The following is an 882-nucleotide window of genomic DNA, read 5'->3' on the forward strand; positions in this document are numbered from 1 at the left end:
TTTATCAGAAACCGGATATGGAGTGCCTAATTGTTGAGCAAAGTAGCTCACTCGAAGCTCCTCAATCATCCAGCGGATTTCTTTCACATTTTCTGGAATCACCATCCCTTTCGGGATCTTATTCAGCAACTCTTTGTAATCCTTGGTGACAGATTCCACTTTAAGCATGTGTAAACGGTCTTTGTTCGGATCGATCGGCAATTTCTCCATGCGGCGCTCAATTGCACGCATGTAGCGAAGAATATCAGGCAGACGTTTCCAGCCACATTCCGTTGCAAAGCCTTTAAAAATCAAGCTTTCGATTTGCGCTTTGATGTCCGACAACGCGAACGCCATGGTGAAATCAATCTTGCCTTTCAGCTTTTTGTTGATGTTGAAAGCCGTCGTAAGAATGGTTTCTACCTGTTTGGCAATTTCTACCACGGTATCACCCAGTTCAGCGCGAACGTGTTCTTTCAACGCTTCAAACTTCTCAGGTTCCCAAACCAAACCGCCTTGCTCTTCAATAAGCTTATCGACACCACAGGCAATACAGTCATCAATCAGATCAAGCACTTTGCCGTAAGGGTTAAAGTACAGACCCAGCTTCGATTTGTTCGGCAAGTTTGCATGCAAATATTTAATTGGCGACGGTACGTTCAACAAAATTAAGCGGCGCTGACCAGCGCGCATTGCGGTGATCTGCTCAAATTCGGTTTCGTAGAGTTTGATCTCAACGCTGTCTTTAGTATCAACAAGCGCCGGATATGCTTTTACATCGTAGCCGCCTCGTTTTTGTTGATACACTTTCGGTAGTTCGCCAAAGCTCCACGTATGCAGACCTTGCTGTTCGATATCGTCATCCGCAACTTTGGAAAGCGTTTCTTGAACTTTGTCTTTCAA

Annotated in this window: 1 protein-coding gene; it reads right to left on the minus strand. The window is 44.9% G+C overall.

Annotated features, from left to right (window positions below; all coding sequences use genetic code 11):
- Nucleotides 1–882, minus strand: an 882-nt coding sequence (locus R7E78_RS25295) for a DUF3418 domain-containing protein (RefSeq protein WP_318058495.1), incomplete at both ends; no start/stop codon positions are given.

Source organism: Vibrio sp. YT-19(2023) (assembly GCF_033337395.1).